This window comes from Mojavia sp., from assembly GCF_059505145.1.
The window spans coordinates 172,733-188,983 of record NZ_JCACKA010000018.1; the positions used below are offsets into that span (position 1 = coordinate 172,733).

General features: G+C 42.4%; 18 protein-coding genes and 1 pseudogene. 12 read left to right on the forward strand and 7 right to left on the reverse strand.

Annotation, left to right across the window (positions count from 1 at the left end; translation table 11 throughout):
* The first annotated feature begins 143 nt into the window (after positions 1-143).
* The 3 genes from AC5JL8_RS02405 to AC5JL8_RS02415 are packed head-to-tail and all read left to right on the forward strand — an operon-like array spanning position 144 to position 1,649.
* The gene (locus AC5JL8_RS02405; protein WP_495878174.1) at positions 144-983 is read left to right on the forward strand and encodes an urease accessory protein UreD; all 840 of its coding nucleotides are present in this window, start codon (positions 144-146) and stop codon (positions 981-983) included.
* A gap of 39 nt (positions 984-1,022) precedes the next feature.
* Positions 1,023-1,325 carry an urease subunit gamma gene (ureA, locus tag AC5JL8_RS02410; RefSeq protein ID WP_495878175.1) on the forward strand — a complete coding sequence of 101 codons (303 nt, stop codon included), beginning with the start codon at positions 1,023-1,025 and terminating at the stop codon, positions 1,323-1,325.
* Between the two features lie 18 nt (positions 1,326-1,343).
* Positions 1,344-1,649 (forward strand): urease subunit beta, encoded by a 306-nt coding sequence (locus AC5JL8_RS02415; protein ID WP_495878176.1) that lies wholly within the window; start codon positions 1,344-1,346, stop codon positions 1,647-1,649.
* Positions 1,650-1,700: 51 nt separating this feature from the next.
* On the opposite strand, the gene AC5JL8_RS02420 is transcribed toward AC5JL8_RS02415, so the two are convergent.
* Together AC5JL8_RS02420 and AC5JL8_RS02425 are read right to left on the reverse strand one after the other, a co-directional pair.
* Positions 1,701-1,913, reverse strand: coding sequence for a hypothetical protein (locus tag AC5JL8_RS02420; RefSeq protein ID WP_495878177.1), 213 nt, complete (start codon positions 1,911-1,913; stop codon positions 1,701-1,703).
* A 636-nt stretch (positions 1,914-2,549) separates the two neighbouring features.
* A complete protein-coding gene (locus AC5JL8_RS02425) occupies positions 2,550-2,927 on the reverse strand; it encodes a GxxExxY protein (RefSeq protein ID WP_495878224.1) in 378 nt (125 codons plus the stop codon).
* Between the two features lie 79 nt (positions 2,928-3,006).
* Between AC5JL8_RS02425 and ureC the strand changes: the two genes are divergently transcribed.
* The 3 genes from ureC (at position 3,007) to AC5JL8_RS02440 (ending at position 6,070) form a co-directional block, all read left to right on the forward strand.
* Positions 3,007-4,722 (forward strand): urease subunit alpha, encoded by a 1,716-nt coding sequence (ureC, locus tag AC5JL8_RS02430; RefSeq protein WP_495878178.1) that lies wholly within the window; start codon positions 3,007-3,009, stop codon positions 4,720-4,722.
* Between the two features lie 3 nt (positions 4,723-4,725).
* Positions 4,726-5,691, forward strand: a complete 966-nt coding sequence (locus tag AC5JL8_RS02435) for an RpnC/YadD family protein (protein WP_495878179.1) — start codon at positions 4,726-4,728, stop codon at positions 5,689-5,691.
* A 145-nt stretch (positions 5,692-5,836) separates the two neighbouring features.
* Entirely contained in the window at positions 5,837-6,070 is a 234-nt protein-coding gene (locus AC5JL8_RS02440; protein ID WP_495878180.1) for a RelB antitoxin-like protein, read from the forward strand.
* Here the strand turns inward: AC5JL8_RS02440 and AC5JL8_RS02445 are convergent.
* A pseudogene (locus tag AC5JL8_RS02445) lies at positions 6,054-6,545 on the reverse strand (ISKra4 family transposase); the annotation flags it as partial. The gene AC5JL8_RS02440 and the pseudogene AC5JL8_RS02445 overlap by 17 nt on opposite strands.
* On the opposite strand from AC5JL8_RS02445, the gene AC5JL8_RS02450 reads away from it, so the two are divergent.
* The 3 genes from AC5JL8_RS02450 (at position 6,531) to AC5JL8_RS02460 (ending at position 9,800) form a co-directional block, all read left to right on the forward strand.
* The gene (locus AC5JL8_RS02450; protein ID WP_495878181.1) at positions 6,531-6,764 is read left to right on the forward strand and encodes a hypothetical protein; all 234 of its coding nucleotides are present in this window, start codon (positions 6,531-6,533) and stop codon (positions 6,762-6,764) included. The pseudogene AC5JL8_RS02445 and the gene AC5JL8_RS02450 overlap by 15 nt on opposite strands.
* A gap of 372 nt (positions 6,765-7,136) precedes the next feature.
* Positions 7,137-8,279 carry a hybrid sensor histidine kinase/response regulator gene (locus AC5JL8_RS02455; RefSeq protein ID WP_495878182.1) on the forward strand — a complete coding sequence of 381 codons (1,143 nt, stop codon included), beginning with the start codon at positions 7,137-7,139 and terminating at the stop codon, positions 8,277-8,279.
* A gap of 138 nt (positions 8,280-8,417) precedes the next feature.
* On the forward strand, positions 8,418-9,800 hold the full coding sequence (locus AC5JL8_RS02460; RefSeq protein ID WP_495878183.1) for an aldehyde dehydrogenase: 1,383 nt from the start codon (positions 8,418-8,420) through the stop codon (positions 9,798-9,800).
* A 65-nt stretch (positions 9,801-9,865) separates the two neighbouring features.
* Here AC5JL8_RS02460 and AC5JL8_RS02465 read toward each other — a convergent pair whose 3' ends face one another.
* Both AC5JL8_RS02465 and rpmF read right to left on the reverse strand, forming a co-directional pair.
* Positions 9,866-10,462, reverse strand: a complete 597-nt coding sequence (locus AC5JL8_RS02465) for a sulfite oxidase-like oxidoreductase (RefSeq protein ID WP_495878184.1) — start codon at positions 10,460-10,462, stop codon at positions 9,866-9,868.
* Between the two features lie 326 nt (positions 10,463-10,788).
* The gene (gene rpmF / locus AC5JL8_RS02470; RefSeq protein WP_495878185.1) at positions 10,789-10,965 is read right to left on the reverse strand and encodes a 50S ribosomal protein L32; all 177 of its coding nucleotides are present in this window, start codon (positions 10,963-10,965) and stop codon (positions 10,789-10,791) included.
* Here rpmF and AC5JL8_RS02475 point away from each other — a divergent pair.
* The gene (locus AC5JL8_RS02475; protein WP_495878186.1) at positions 10,964-11,254 is read left to right on the forward strand and encodes a hypothetical protein; all 291 of its coding nucleotides are present in this window, start codon (positions 10,964-10,966) and stop codon (positions 11,252-11,254) included. The two genes, rpmF and AC5JL8_RS02475, sit on opposite strands and share 2 nt — an antisense overlap.
* Before the next feature lie 86 nt (positions 11,255-11,340).
* Here AC5JL8_RS02475 and AC5JL8_RS02480 read toward each other — a convergent pair whose 3' ends face one another.
* Positions 11,341-11,820 carry a hypothetical protein gene (locus tag AC5JL8_RS02480; protein ID WP_495878187.1) on the reverse strand — a complete coding sequence of 160 codons (480 nt, stop codon included), beginning with the start codon at positions 11,818-11,820 and terminating at the stop codon, positions 11,341-11,343.
* Between the two features lie 186 nt (positions 11,821-12,006).
* Here AC5JL8_RS02480 and AC5JL8_RS02485 point away from each other — a divergent pair, with 186 nt between their 5' ends.
* The gene (locus AC5JL8_RS02485; RefSeq protein WP_495878188.1) at positions 12,007-14,001 is read left to right on the forward strand and encodes a caspase family protein; all 1,995 of its coding nucleotides are present in this window, start codon (positions 12,007-12,009) and stop codon (positions 13,999-14,001) included.
* 90 nt (positions 14,002-14,091) lie between these two features.
* Here the strand turns inward: AC5JL8_RS02485 and AC5JL8_RS02490 are convergent, their stop codons facing one another.
* The gene (locus AC5JL8_RS02490; protein WP_495878189.1) at positions 14,092-14,469 is read right to left on the reverse strand and encodes a Mo-dependent nitrogenase C-terminal domain-containing protein; all 378 of its coding nucleotides are present in this window, start codon (positions 14,467-14,469) and stop codon (positions 14,092-14,094) included.
* A 498-nt stretch (positions 14,470-14,967) separates the two neighbouring features.
* Here AC5JL8_RS02490 and AC5JL8_RS02495 point away from each other — a divergent pair, with 498 nt between their 5' ends.
* Complete coding sequence (locus AC5JL8_RS02495) at positions 14,968-16,164, forward strand: anion transporter (protein WP_495878190.1); 1,197 nt, start codon at positions 14,968-14,970, stop codon at positions 16,162-16,164.
* Positions 16,165-16,251 lie beyond the last annotated feature (87 nt).

A 16,251-nucleotide genomic window follows, 5' to 3' on the forward strand; every position in this document is an offset into this window, starting at 1 on the left:
CTTACGCAACTATTCTCATCTTTGCATCAGGCAATTATCTATAAGTAAAGTTACCGGAAAAATAATGATAAATTGCTAGTAATGCGATCGCAGGGTGCATTCAGTAAATATCATGCACCTAAAATTTAACATTTACTTTATCAATGACTTGCAACCCACATCAAGCAACAGGTTGGCATGGCAAACTTAACTTAGTGTATGCCGATCGCCAAAATGCCACCCAGTTAATTTATAATCACCAGCAAGCACCACTAAAAGTACAGCGTCCGTTTTATCCTGAAGGCGAAAAAGTTTGTCACAGCGTCATTTTACATACGGCTGGGGGAGTCGTGGGAGGCGATCGCCTTTCTCTGGATTTCCACCTCCAACCCCACGCACAAGCATTAATCACTACAGCAGCCGCTAGTAAAATCTACCGCAGCAGTGGACAGCAAGCTAGACAAATCATTGATATAAAAGTTGATGCTGGCGCTTGTTTGGAGTGGTTACCCCAAGAAACAATTTTGTTTAACAGTGCGATTTATCGGCAAGATTTACGGGTAGAATTAGCAACCACAGCTAATTGGTTAGGCTGGGAAATTACGCGATTAGGGCGCACTGCTAGAGGAGAAAAGTTTTTGCAAGGAGAATGGCGATCGCACACCGAAATTTGGCAGCAAGGTGTTCCCTTATGGATTGATCGGCAATATTTACTCGGTAGTGAAGAAGTTTTTCACAGTCCCCACGGCTTGGCTGGACAACCAATAGTAGGTAGTCTAGTTTGGGTTGGGAATGCAGTTGACTCAGAAATTGTGGAAAAAGCCCGCAATTTATGGCATGGTGCAGGACAGGCGGGAGTAACGCTACTACAACATGGACTTTTATGTAGATATCGCGGTGCTTCCACATCTGAAGTGCGAAACTGGTTTACGGCTGTTTGGCAGATGCTACGAGTTAAGTTTTTAAGTCGTGGTAGCTGTGTACCTAGAGTTTGGCAGGTTTGATTAAACCGCAGAGGCGCGGAGAACACAGAGGAGAAAGAAATGCAACTTACGCCGCAGGAAAAAGATAAGTTGTTGATTTTTACTGCTGCTTTATTGGCAGAAAGACGTAAGGAAAGAGGTTTAAAATTGAATTATCCAGAAGCAATTGCCTATATTTCTGCTGCGATTTTAGAAGGTGCAAGAGATGGGCAAACTGTGGCCGAATTAATGAGTTATGGCACTACTTTGTTAACACGAGATGATGTCATGGAAGGTGTGCCGGAAATGGTGCATGAAGTGCAGGTGGAAGCAACTTTTCCTGATGGTACAAAGTTGGTGACTGTGCATAATCCGATTCGTTAATTTGCAAAGGAGCAAAGTATGATTCCAGGGGAAATTATCACACCAGCAGGAGAAATTGAACTTAATGCTGGTCGTCAAACTATAAAATTACAAGTATCAAATACAGGCGATCGCCCTATACAAGTTGGTTCACATTTTCACTTTTTTGAAGTTAACTCCGCCTTAAACTTTGACAAAGAACAAGCGCGAGGAATGCGCCTTGATATCCCCGCTGGAACCGCAGTCCGTTTTGAACCAGGCGATGAAAAGGAAATTACTCTCGTTCCTCTTGTTGGTACTCGTCAAGTCTACGGATTTAACGCCAAAATTAACGGAAACCTCTAAATATCTCCGCGTTACTCTGCTGTTTAAAAAGGTTCTTGAAGCGCATACAGCTTAATCACTGGAATCCTTTTGTTGGAGTGCATCCATGAGGACTGCACCAGCCCCAAAGCTATTATAAGGAGTAGGTAAATCGTAGGTTTTGAATGGTTCCAACGGAGAAATATCCTCGACTGTATCTAAATCTTCGGCAAGGATGCGAATTAGCTTGAGTTTTTCTGATGGAGAAAGCTTGCGAGCTATGGGAATTAAATCTGCTAGGGTCATTCTGTCTAAGCCTCCAAGAACGCTCATTTATAGCATAAACCCAAATTATCTAATCTGTTTCGGCTTTACTATCTCGTAGAGAATTGCATAATTTCACAAACCCAAATTATTCGAGTTGTCGAGAAAATGCGAGCGTTTAGCTTTTAAGACAGTCACTACGAAAGTGGCTGATTTTAAATATCAAATTTCACGCAAAAATGTAAAGGCGCTGAGAATTACTCTGCGCCTTTACATTTTTGCGGAAATTTTTATATCAGGTTTATTTTCGTTAAATTAATATACAAACTGAATTATAGTTTTGTAGCCCCTAAAAGAGGGAACCGATTACGGAGCACACCGAGTATTTGGCTTACGTTAGATTTAGCTGTTTGTGGATCGCTGGCTTCCACGGTGATTTCTGCCATTGTGCCTTTTCTTGTAATTATACCAAATAAGCCCTGTATTTCTTCGTAATCTCAACCTGTGATACGCACAGTGACTTTGTACTTAGCCAAGTTTTACTCCTTTTTTTACTTTTTATTACAGTCTTCTAACTACAAAATAACTCTTGCTCTCTTGTTCAGACATCACTAAATTTACGGTATATTTATTTTTTAGCGCAGAGGGACGCTGAGGTAAACGCGGAGGTACGCGGAGTTAGAGTTTATTGGCTACACGTTTGATGCCTTCTTTGAGGTGGAGAACGTTAAAGTTGAGAATAAGACCGAGTTTACAATTAGTTAGTTTGAGATAAGTTAAAAGTTGTACGGAGTGAATTGGGTGGATAGATTCTACAGATTTAACTTCAATAATTACTTTATTTTCTACTATTAAATCTAATCGATAAACACAATCTAATTGCACTTTTTCATATTCCAACGGTACGGGAACTTGTTTACCAACATTAAATCCCCTCTTCTTCAATTCATAATACAAACACTCCTCATAAGCTGACTCCAACAACCCTGGCCCCAACGCCGTATGTACTCGCATACCACAACCAATTATTGCCCCACTCAAATCATTCTCATCCATCCTCTGCGAACCTTTGCGCGTACCTCTGCGCCCCTTTGCGTTTAAACTCAATTCTACTCTCACTTACCAGGAATGTATTATGCCTTATAGAATGGATCGCCGTGCTTATGCAGAAACCTATGGCCCAACAGTAGGCGATCGCGTCCGGCTTGCTGATACAGAATTATTTATTGAAGTTGAACAAGACTTTACTACCTATGGCGATGAAGTTAAATTTGGTGGCGGTAAAGTCATTAGAGATGGGATGGGACAATCCCCCATTTCTAACGCTGATGGTGCAGTAGATTTAGTAATTACTAATGCTTTGATTCTCGATTGGTGGGGTGTAGTCAAAGCCGATATCGGTATTAAAGACGGTAAAATTTTTAAAATTGGTAAAGCCGGCAATCCTTATATTCAAAATAATGTAGATATTATTATTGGCCCTGGAACCGAAGCCTTAGCTGGGGAAGGGATGATTCTCACGGCTGGGGGTATCGACAGCCATATTCATTTTATTTGCCCCCAACAAATTGAAGTTGCGATCGCCTCTGGTATTACTACGATGATTGGCGGTGGTACTGGCCCAGCTACAGGTACAAACGCCACCACCTGCACCCCAGGCCCTTGGAATATGTACCGGATGTTGCAAGCCGCTGATGCGTTTCCTGTCAACTTAGGATTTTTAGGTAAAGGTAACGCCAGCCAACCCCAAGGACTTGTAGAACAAGTAGCGGCTGGCGCAATGGGGTTAAAGCTGCATGAAGACTGGGGAACAACACCCGCAGCTATTGATACTTGTCTCAGCGTTGCTGATGAATATGATGTGCAGGTGGCAATTCACACCGACACCCTCAACGAAGCCGGATTTGTCGAAGATACGATCGCAGCTTTTAAAAATCGTGCCATCCACACCTACCACACTGAAGGCGCAGGCGGTGGACACGCACCAGATATTATCAAAGTTTGTGGCGAGGCTAATGTTCTCCCATCTTCCACCAACCCCACACGCCCTTACACCCTCAATACCTTGGACGAACACCTGGATATGCTGATGGTATGCCATCATCTCGATCCAGCGATCGCCGAAGATGTCGCCTTTGCTGAGTCTCGTATCCGCCGGGAAACCATTGCCGCCGAAGATATTTTGCATGATTTAGGCGCGTTTAGCATGATTGCTTCCGATTCCCAAGCAATGGGGCGGGTTGGGGAAGTAATAATTCGCACCTGGCAGACATCTCACAAAATGAAGGTGCAACGGGGAATCCTTAACCCACAAGCCCAAGAGCAAAGAGCAGACAATTTTCGGGCAAAAAGATATGTTTCCAAGTACACTATTAACCCAGCCATTACTCACGGAATTGCCCAGTATGTAGGGTCAGTGGAAGAGGGGAAACTTGCAGATTTGTGTTTGTGGCGTCCAGCGTTTTTTGGTGTGAAGCCAGAGATAGTCATTAAAGGTGGGATGATTGCATGGTCGCAAATGGGTGACGCTAACGCCAGTATTCCCACACCGCAACCAGTGCATATGCAACCGATGTTTGGCAGCTTTGGTGGTGCGCGTCACGCTACATCCTTAACCTTTGTTTCCCAAGCCGCGTTAGAAACGGAGATTCCCAGCCAATTGGGTTTGCGAAAATCAGCCGTTGCAGTTTCCGGGACACGCCAATTAAGTAAGCGGGATTTGAAGCTGAATGATGTACTACCTCATATTGAAGTAGATCCAGAAACGTATGAAGTCAGGGCCGATGGCGAATTGTTGATTTGTGAACCAGCGACAGTTTTACCTATGGCCCAAAGATACTTTTTGTTTTAATCCATGACCGAGCAATCTACCGATTACGATAGTCCTTGGAAAGAAATCATTGAGCTTTATTTTCCCCGCTTTCTGGAATTCTTTTTCACCCTAGCTTACGATGCGATTGACTGGACACGACCTTATGAATTTTTAGACACAGAACTCCAACAGCTAGAACCGGATGCTGAAATTGGGCGGCGTTTCGTTGATAAAGTTGCCAAAGTTTGGTTACTTGACGGCGAAGAAGCTTGGGTATTGGTTCACGTGGAAGTCCAAGGACAATATGACAGCCAATTTGCTGAACGGATGTACACCTACAATTACCGCTTGTTTGACCGCCATAAAAAGCGAGTCATCAGCTTGGCAGTTTTAGCCGATGAACAAGTAAATTGGCGACCCTCCAGCTACAGCTATCAACTGGGGGGATGTCGCGTCAGCTTAGAGTTTCCCATAGCGAAGTTACTGGACTATGAACAAACATGGGAAACCCTAGAGCAAACCACCAACCCCTTTGGGATAATAGTGATGGCCCATCTCAAAACTAAAGCCACGCAACGAAACCCAGAAAGTCGGCTACAGTGGAAACTAAGCTTAGTCAGACGACTATTTGAAAGCGGATATAGCCGGGAAGATATACAAGAACTATTCCGGTTTATCGACTGGGTGATGGTTTTACCAAAAGAATTGGCAAGTAGTTTCAAAACAGAAGTGAGAAATTACGAGGAGGCAAATAGAATGCGGTACGTAACTAGTATTGAACGATTAGCAAAAGAAGAAGGTATTGAGGAAGGAATTCTCCAAAATGCCAGAGAAAGCGTGATTGAAGTTCTAGAGACGCGGTTTGGAGAAGTGCCAAGCGCTATTGTGGAAATTATCAATGGGATAGAAGAACCAGCAGTATTAAAAACGCTTCTTAAAAGAGCGATCGCAATTGCTTCGATCGCCGAATTTCAACAACTATTAGAAAATCTCACTTCTGGAGAATGAGTGTAACTCTGATTGATGAAGTTTCGGCGGCTAGTAACTTATCGCCAAATAAAACGCTTTAAGGCAAACAGATACTTGTCGGCAAATATTTTTGATTTTGGAGTTACGATCAAATAGCTAAACATTGCATTTGATGTATAGATTCATGCTACCTTTTAAAAATAAAATTGTGACTGATGAAGCCATGCGTCCGGTAGCGGTTTTAATTGATTATCAGGACTGGGAGAAAATTGAAAAGATATTAGAGGCTTATCAATTACAACAAGAAGAAAAGTTCAATTTAAACAAATATGCGGGTGTCATTCAACTAACTCAAGACCCTTTGGATTATCAAAAGCAATTGAGGGATGAGTGGGAGCATGTCACCTTTTTGGTTTAGATGAGATAGTCAGCAATCCATTAAGATATGCACAACGGTGAGCCAAAACTTGAGGAACATTTTCCTTATTCCACTGAGCACCGGAGATTTTGGTGCGTCGGTCAATTTGTTTAACAGCAGATTCAACAAAACCGGAGCCAATCGAACAAATCTGCTCTGCCTGATAGTACTGGTAGTTGACGATGCGGTGACAATGCTTGTTAAGGTAATTGATAAAATTTTGAGCGGGTTTGGTAGTGAGATCGGTAAACAATGCGCTCGCAGCATCGACAAGTCCATGCCAGAGTTGCGTTCGGGCTTGACGCAAACGTTTAACTGACCCACCCACCTTATGTAGATTTTCCATCAAATGATACCAGTCAAGAATTTCTCGCCGCTCAGAGTTTGGGGCAATCTCGCTGATAATCTTCCAAACACCATCATGTCCATCACCCAAGCAAGTGACAGGTGAATCTAGAGGTTGATTGTTGACCCACTAATTCCCCTCATTCTCAATAAGTCTGTGGAAATTATCCTTGGGCTATTGCTAGAAAAATTTTGGGCTTGGGTGCTGAAAGATAAAAACTTCCAACGCCTCAAGCGATCGCTGAAAATGCAGGTTCTCCTACTCTATCTCGATTGGATTTTGGTCAAAACACCTCTAAAATATCTACCTGAGTCAGCACAAGAGAATAATTCAGAAACTAGCGGTTAGTATCAAAGAGGGAGAGCATGACCAGGCGTAACAGCTTCACTGAGGTGTACGCCAAACCTGCGTCCATGCATCACCCTTAAAATAGGACACCTACTCTTGCTATTCATTTGCAGAGCAGAAATACTGCCTGTTGCTTATAACATATTGAATGGAATAATTGAGTTCTAAAAGCTAACCAACCATGATTCAATTGGTTAGTAATTATTTGAGCAATAAAAATGAGCTAAATTAAATATGAAAAAATTTAACAATTTCTTTCTATTTTTGCCTAAATAATTTTTTTGAATTGGAGGTAAAGCCAAGAAATTAGAAAGGCAATTGATGTACAACTAAGATTATAAAAATTAAATTTTACCTATACCCAATTGCTACATGAATTCACAAACTTCTCGCTCTGACAAAATTTTGGTTGTAGATGATTCTCCAGATAACGTGTTTTTAATCAAAACCATTTTGGAGGAAGAAGGCTACACAATTAGCACAGCAGAAAATGGTGCTTCGGCATTAGCACAACTAGAAGCTTCTCCTTGCGATTTGGTATTGCTGGATCTGATGATGCCAGGAATGGATGGTTACGAAGTTACTAGGCGTATCCGTGACAATACTTCAATGCAGGAATACATCCCGATACTGCTAATTACTGCCCACGATGCGCCTAATGTCGCTAAAGGATTAGACTTGGGTGCTGATGATTTTATTCGCAAGCCTGTAACGGTAGATGAATTGTTAGCACGCGTGCGATCGCTCTTACGGTTGAAACACAGTATAGATGAACGTGATGAGATTGCCCGTCAACGCGAAGATTTTGTCTCCCGCCTTACCCACGATTTACGCACGCCTTTAGTAGCAGCCGATCGCGTACTGATGCTGTTTCAGCAGGGTGCTTTGGGTGAGTTATCCTCTCAAATGCAAGAGGTGATCACCATCATGGCTCGCAGCAATACCAACCTGCTTTCTATGGTGAACACCTTATTAGAAGTTTATCGCTTTGAAGCAGGGCGCAAAACCTTGGCATTTCAACCAGTTAATCTCCGTCAGTTGCTAGACGAGGTAGTGGGTGAATTATCACCTTTAGCTCAAGCCAAAGCACTGTCAATGAATTTGGAGGTTAATGAAGAGTTAACCAGCAGTACAGTTATGGGCGATCGCTTAGAACTGCATCGCTTATTCACTAACCTCATAGGTAATGCTATCAAATTTACTGACTCCGGTTCAGTAACTATCCGCTTTACTTCAACACTTGAGAGCGGCAAAAGCTACTATTCTGATGCTAATAATCTTACTTCCAGTCAGTCCATTATCATTGAGGTAGCAGACACAGGCCCCGGTATTCCTGCTGAAGAACAAACCACTTTATTTGAAAGATTTCGCCAAGGAAGCCACAAGAGTTCTGGTAGTGGCTTAGGATTGTACCTTTCGCGTCGAATTGTCGAGGCACATCAAGGTAGTATTTTTGTCAAATCCCAGTCCGGTCAAGGTAGTAACTTCATTGTCCTGCTACCTATTCAATCGTGAAAAAATGCTGTATTTAGACTGCTTAAATTTCAGACAACCAGACTTTACTTGCAACTAGCCTCCTGTAAAAAATACTAAGCAGTAAAATCATAAAAAATTTATTGCCATAAAATCAGCAATTGTACAAAGGTAAAAAATATGATTACTGAATTATCGTTGCCTGTGGCTAATATTAATAGTAAGCAGCGTGATTTTTTTCAAACTGGTAAAACTAAAGATGTTGCTTTTCGGATTGCACAACTAAAAACTCTCAAGCAGGCAATTCAGGAAAATGAACAAGCAATTATCCAAGCATTAAAAGCAGATTTAAATAAACCAGAATTTGAAGCTTACGCTACCGAAATTTTCGTCATTAAGGAAATTGATTATGCCATCAAAAATATCAAATCTTGGACTAAACCCCAAAAAGCCGCAGTTCCTCTTGAATTTCTTCAATATTCAGCACGTATTTATCCAGAACCGTTAGGGATTATTTTAATTATCGGTGCTTGGAATTATCCATTTCAGCTAATTATCTCACCATTAATAGGTGCGATCGCCGCAGGTAACTGTGCAATTCTTAAACCTTCAGAACTTGCGCCCCATACTTCTAGCCTTCTGGCTGAGATATTTTCTAAATATTTTGATCCAGCATATATTGTCCTGGTAGAAGGTGGCGTAGAAACAAGCCAAAAGCTACTAGTAGAGAAGTATGACTATATCTTTTTTACTGGTGGTACAAATGTGGGTAAAATTGTCATGGAAGCGGCGGCAAAACACCTCACACCAGTTACTTTAGAATTAGGTGGCAAAAGCCCTTGTATTGTAGATACTGAAATTAATCTCGAACACACCGTCAAGCGAATTACCTGGGGCAAATTTATTAATGCTGGGCAAACTTGTATTGCCCCTGACTATATTTTAGTAAACAATAAAATCAAAACAAACTTAGTAGATGGTCTGAAAAAAACCATCAACGAATTCTATGGTGATAATCCTGGTAGCAGTCCTGATTATGCCAGGATTATCAGTCAAAAACACTTTGATAGATTAGTCAATTTCCTTAAAAATGGGGAAATTTTGGTAGGCGGAGATACTAATTCTTCAGAGCGTTATATTGCTCCCACCGTTATTGATAACGTCGCCTTAGATGATCCCATCATGCAAGAGGAAATTTTTGGCCCGATTCTGCCGATAATTGAATATAGGGATATCACAGAAGCGATCGCCTTCATTAACTCTCGACCAAAACCTTTAGCTTTGTACTTATTTACGCAAAATAAAAACCTGCAAACGCGAGTTTTGCAGGAAACTTCTTCCGGTGGAGTTTGTATTAATGACACAGTTATGCAATGTGGAGTTTCATCGTTACCATTTGGTGGTGTGGGTGATAGTGGTATTGGCAGCTATCATGGTAAAGCTAGTTTCGACACCTTTTCCCATAGCAAAAGTGTCTTGCACAACTCCTTCTTGCTAGATTTAAAATGGCGGTACGCTCCCTATAAAGACAAATTGTCTTTTCTCAAGCGACTTATTGGGTAATTATTGTGGTGAATTATTAATAGTTAATTGCGCTATTTAGCCATTGTTCAATTCTATTAAAATTCTCAAATGCTGCTGTAACGCTCCTCCGCCCAAGGTTCGCCACGGCGGTGGTAGCCATTACGCTCCCAAAAACCTAGTTCCTCACGATTGAGAAACTCTAAACCATTGATCCACTTGGCACTTTTCCAAGCGTAAAGATGAGGAACAACCAACCGCATCGGCCCACCGTGTTCTGCTGGTAACGGCTCACCAAATACTTTGAAAGCAAAGAAATTTTCTTCACGCACAAAATCTTCGATTGAGATGTTAGTGGTGTAGCCGCCGTAGCAGTGTTCCATAACATGGGCTGCTTCGGGATCTACCTCAATCAAACCCATAAAATCTGTCACCTTAATGCCAGTCCACTTGACATCGAGTTTAGACCAGCGCGTTACACAGTGAAAATCTGCTGTAAACTCGTGCTGAGGTAGTGCTATAAAGTCTGACCAGGTAAAAGTGGCAGGTTTTGCCAAACCCCAAACCCGAAACTCCCATTCTTCTATGTTGACTGGAGGAGTTGCACCATAAGTTAAAACAGGGAACCCCTTTGTCAAATATTGTCCGGGAGGGACGCGATCGCTTTCTTCCTCCTGTGGTTTGCGAAAAAATTTTCCTAACATAATCTTAGAAAAATCACTTTTTTCAAGATAATTGGTCTCTAAGGATAATTATCTAAGGATGTGAGCATCGACGCTATCCTCAGGAGGACACAAAAAATCAATTATGTTGAATAAAAAGTTAGGAAATTTCGATATCTTACTTTTTATAGGTTATTTGAGTACCGCCTATCGGTAATAGTTAATTGGGTGATCCCAATTACCTATTGCCAATTTCTGCTCAGTTGGATGAGCTTTTAAAGACTACTGACTTACTCATAAAGCAATCAGAAAAGCAGCGATGAAGCGCTTATATAGCAGCGCTGTTCGTGCTTTTTCTGACTAAGAAACTATGATTCTTCCTCTTCCTCGTCTTCAGCAGTTGGATAGACAAATGTAGAGCGTCCAGTCAAAATCGACTTGCCTAGTGAGAGAGCTTTTTGAGCTTCAACGGCAGCTTTATGTCTCCAGGTAGCTCGGCGTTTATCTCGTTTGGACTTAGATGTTTTCTTCTTAGGAACAGCCATGATAGCGGATATCGCAATTCTTGACAACCTTTTTATTCTAAGCCATCCACTGACACTGGCAACAATAGGGAATTGGAAATTGGGTATTGGGGATTGGGGATTGGGGATTGGGGATTGGGGATTGGGGAGACAGCGCGGTCTTGGGGGTTTCCACGCCAGTTGCTTTATGCCGGGGAACCCGTCCACCGCAGGGCTGCCCCATGAGCGACTGCGTTCGCGCAGCGTCTCCAAAGGAGATACCCGAAGGGGTATTAGGTATTGGGTATTAGGTAAATTGCCCAGTCCCTAGCCCCCAGTCCCCAGCGCCCAATCCCCAGTCCCCAGTCCCCAGTTCCTAGTCCCTAATCTCCAGCCCCTAAAAAAAGGGTCTTTGAGCTACTTGGTAGTACCTGCTTGACCTGGATTGAGATTTGCTTCAAACAACAGTAGCGATCGCGCTGTTTTGAAGTAAGTTGCCCAACGTTGGGGATCTGGGCGATTACGCCATTGCGGACGGCTAACGTCTAAAGTCAAGACTGGTGCGATCGCTCCCTGACTTTGTACGGTTACCATCACTGATACATCTGTTACCAAGATATCTTGATCGAAGCTACGTTGAGCTGCTGCTCTTGCTGCCGCTTCTGCTCTGCGGAGTATGGTTTCGTAGGTTTCGTCCGGTATCCGGTCGATTGCCAGATCAACTCTAGCGGTGTAAGCTCGCACAACTTGGGGAGCGATCGCTTCACACGTAAACCACACAGGAACAGCAGAAAAGAGCAAAACTACTAAAGGAATTATCCGGATTTTGGTGGCAAGTTGGCTAATAACTGAAAAGACAATGATCGATGATGGTTGATGAGCAACACTTCTACTCATGACCTTCTAGCTCCTTACTGATTAAAATTGAGTGAAAGTATTTTCCGGTTAATTTATGTAGTAAAAATTACATAAAATTTGAAGTCAATAGGAATCTCCTAGACTATAAGACATAGGTTAGCTTTGTTTCTTCAGCAAAGCCAACCGCATTTTTAGGCAAGTAAACAACAACCGACAAAGAGCGGGATGGCAAATTACTGGGCAATCACTATTGGCATCAATCAATATCATTTATTTCAACCTTTAGGTTGTGCCCAAGCAGATGCCGAGGCGCTAAAGGATTTTTTGGTGAAAGAAGCAGGTTTTATGCCTCAACGCTGCCTGCTGATGACAGATACATCCCCACCAATTGAAGGTAGATCAACTTATCCAACTAAAGAAAATATTCTGCTGCTGCTAGAAGATTTGGCAGCAGGATGTTGGCAACCGCAAGACCATCTGTGGTTATTCTTTAGCGGTTATGGAATCAACTACAAAGGCCAAGATTACTTAATGCCAGTGGAAGGTAATCCTGATCTTGTGCAGGAGACTGGCATAGAAGTGCGATCGCTGATGCAAAGTCTGCAATTTGCCAATTTAAATGTATTGCTACTGTTCGATATCAACCGCGCTTTTGGAACCCAAGCGGATGCTCCCGTTGGGCAAGAAACACTAGAACTTGCTCAAGAACTTCAATTTGCAACAATTCTTTCCTGCCAACCAGAACAATTTTCCCATGAAAGCAGAGAACTAGGCCACGGATTCTTCACAGCAGCGTTGCTAGCAGCTTTGCGTTCCGGTTATGGCAGTAGCTTAACAAGGCTAGAGAGCTACCTGAGCATTCTTACCCCAGAATTATGTCAACATCATTGGCGACCGATACAAAACCCGATCGCCGTTATCCCATCTAAGCCGCAAGCCATCTTGCCACCACCAGAGGCAAAAACCAATAGCATCTCGGTGAATAACGAAGAAGATGCCGTTATTTTTCCAGAAGAATCCTTTGCTGTGGTACGGAAAGCTCCCTCTCTGGAAAATAATTTCCCTGACACCTCAGCAAAGTCGCACACAACAGGCACACGGGGAGAAGCCCAAGGAGTGGAAACTACCGTCAGCCCTAACTCAGAGCAGATGAAAGCTGCAAATTTGCTACTAGAGGCCGATAACTCCAAAGGTCAATTCCCAGGCTCGTCTTCTGAACTAGCCTCCAAGCCGCTTCTTCCCCCAAATCAAAACTTACAACAGCAACCTCAAAGATTCTTACCTTCCCCAGAAGTGACTACAGAGGAAAGGTTTATTCCTGATGCTTCCCAACCTTACATTTCGCGATCGCCAACAACTCAGACAAAAATCCCATTGTGGAAACAGTTTTTATGGTGGGGTGGAGGCTGCATATTAATAGCAGGTTTAATTGCGTTAGTTTTTCTTCGCAATCAATCAAAATTTGGAGTTCAGGAAGTATTAAGGACGTCACCTAACACTGCTCCTAATGGGACACTCAAGACTTTACCCAATCCTCGCTCCGTCTCCAATTCCACCGCACCAACTCAACAAACAAAACCATCAAGTTCGCAAACTCAGGTCAGTTTTGAGTCACAAAAGCGGAACCAAGCAGTATTAGACTTAGCGAAAATGTCGCTAAGAGAAACCCAAGCTAGCGATTTGAGCTTGGCGATCGCAACTGCTCGCAAAATTAATCCAGGTGAACCGCTTTACGAACAAGCTCAAGAAGATATTAAGATTTGGAGCCGCATGATTTTAGATTTAGCAGAGGGTCGTGCTAAACAAAGACAGTATGCAAATGCTGTTGCTGCGGCTCAATTAATTACCAAAGAAGAACCACTTTATGCCAAAGCACAAGCACTTATAAATCAGTGGCGGCTAGAGGCCAAGCAGTATGTAAGCAACACAACTCTTTTAGATGCGGCTAATGCTTTAATTCAGCCAAGACAGGCATCTACTTACAATCGCGCGATCGAAGTTGCTAAGAAAGTTCCACCAGGCCAACCAGGCTTTGATATGGCACAAAAATCAATTAATAAATGGAGTGAAAAAATTTTAGATCTAGCAAAAAGCCGTGCTGGACAAGGAGAACTCAATGCAGCAATTGAAACGGCTGCTTTAGTGCCAGAGATGACATCTGCTTATGAAGATGCTCAAGAAGCAATCCAAAAATGGCAGGTAAAACGAATTAAAAATTAGTTATTAGTCATTAGTCAAGAGTCAAAGGCGGTTGCTCTTAACTCTGGACTTTTGACTTGAAACTCACAATTCAGAACTCAGCACTCTCTATTAGCAGTACTGGGATACATCTTCTCCACATTCATCAGCTAGATAGCATAGCGCTCGAAAACGTAAGCTCACTACTTCTTCATACAAGGGGTTGAGCTTACACATTGGTGGAATGTGAAATACGGTTTTGCCGAATAATTTAACATCGCGCTCAAAGGGACACTGAGAAGGAATCACTTTACACAAGCGATGAGCTAATTGGCGATCGCGCACTTGAATTCCGTCTACTCGCTGCCGGAGGGGTTGGAGAATGTCATAGTAAGTTTTGGCAGCGGAACCGTGTAGCTGGGTTACATGAGCGTTACTGGCTTCTGCTTGATTGATAGAAACCCAGCTTGCAAGAAAAATTCTTTTTGTGGTATTATCAGATACCTTCATGGTTACTCCTCGATTTAATTGAGGGTATTCACCTTGTCGATGAACATATACATATTGGGAACGACCTTTCCCGGAAAAATAGTGTTCTGACTAAAATGCCATCTGAGATTATCCGTAGCCACTTGATTCAGAACTTATTTATAACTACGTTAAGTTAAACGCAATTTCCCTGGAATCGGAAGTGTAATAATCCGATCTTGTTCATAACTTCACACAGTTTAAATTCTAGTGAAGACATCCGCCTTTGGGTAGATTTTTTGATATAATTTACAAAACTTAATATTTACTATTCTTACCAGCATTTTTGGTGAGAACAAGTATTTAGGAGCTAAAACTCTACACCCTAAGCAGCCTATGCCTCCTGACACTTCGCTCTGATAACGGGTAGGTAGCATGGCGCTATTGGGTAGGGGGACACAAGTAATAAGCGGTTGTGTTTTTAATTTGCATGGGGAATTAGTATGAGACATTACTGCTATCAATGACTCAGTAACTAAAGTGATTGTTCTCCACCTGGCAATCTATGGCGTGTTAGGAATAACTTACCTGGGGTTGGCATTCGGCTACATTCCTGGTTTACGCATGAACCGTGCCACCATTGCCCTAGTTGGGTCTGCCTTTTTAATTGCTTTGGGTGCTGTGAATTTGCAGGAGGCATGGCAGGCAATTGATGTCAACACCATCATATTTTTACTAAGCATGATGGTGGTTAACGCTAACTTAGCCTATGCCGGGTTTTTCAGGCGATCGCTATCAATACTTTTGAGTTTTACCAGCAGTCCTCTAGGCTTGTTGATTGCCTTAACCTTTGGAAGTGGTATTCTTTCTGCCTTTTTTCTCAATGACACCATAGCGCTGATTTTCACACCCCTGACATTGAGTCTGACTCAAGCTTTGGGTTTGAATCCTGTACCTTATTTATTAGCGATCGCTGGTGCAACTAATATCGGCTCTGTTTGCACTCTCAGCGGTAATCCCCAAAATATCTTAATTGGTTCCTTTTCAGGCATTCCTTACCTAGATTTTCTGCGCGCACTTGTCCCAGTAGCCTTAACTGGTTTAGTGATTCAGCTAGGATTGCTATGGTTACTTTATCCAGATGTACGTTCCATCCAACCTTGTCAGCAGAAAGTTGATGGAAATCATTGGATTTACCAACCTTTGTTTAATAAAACATTAGTCATCACCACAGGATTACTCATTGCCTTTGCTCTTGGCTTACCTCTAGCGGAGTCTGCTTTAGTTGCTGCTAGTTTGTTATTGATTACTCGACGCATCAAACCACAGCGCATTCTTAAAAAAGTTGATTGGAATTTGCTGGTGATGTTTTCTGGACTGTTTATTTTAACTAAAGTGACGCAGAAGTTGAATTTATTGCAGCCATTCACTTATGCTGTCAACTCTTCTGTTGGTCTATTAGGAGTGACAGCTATCTTGTCTAATCTGATTTCTAATGTCCCGGCTGTCCTACTACTGCAACCCTTAATTTCTAAGGGTGATACCCAGCCTTGGCTGTTGCTAGCCGCTGCATCAACGCTTGCGGGTAATCTGACTTTATTTGGCTCAGTCGCCAATCTAATAGTTGTAGAAGCCGCTAATGATTTAGGTTACAAGCTAACCTTTTGGGAACATTTGCGTTTTGGGTTGCCACTTACGTTGTGTACTTTAATTATAGCTTATCTGTGCATTCACTGAAAGTAGTTCTTTCCTGCCTCAACAGCTTTCTCTCAAGCTTCTGAAGGAGTACCAGAACCATCAAGTATTTTAAGTTTGATAGCAAGA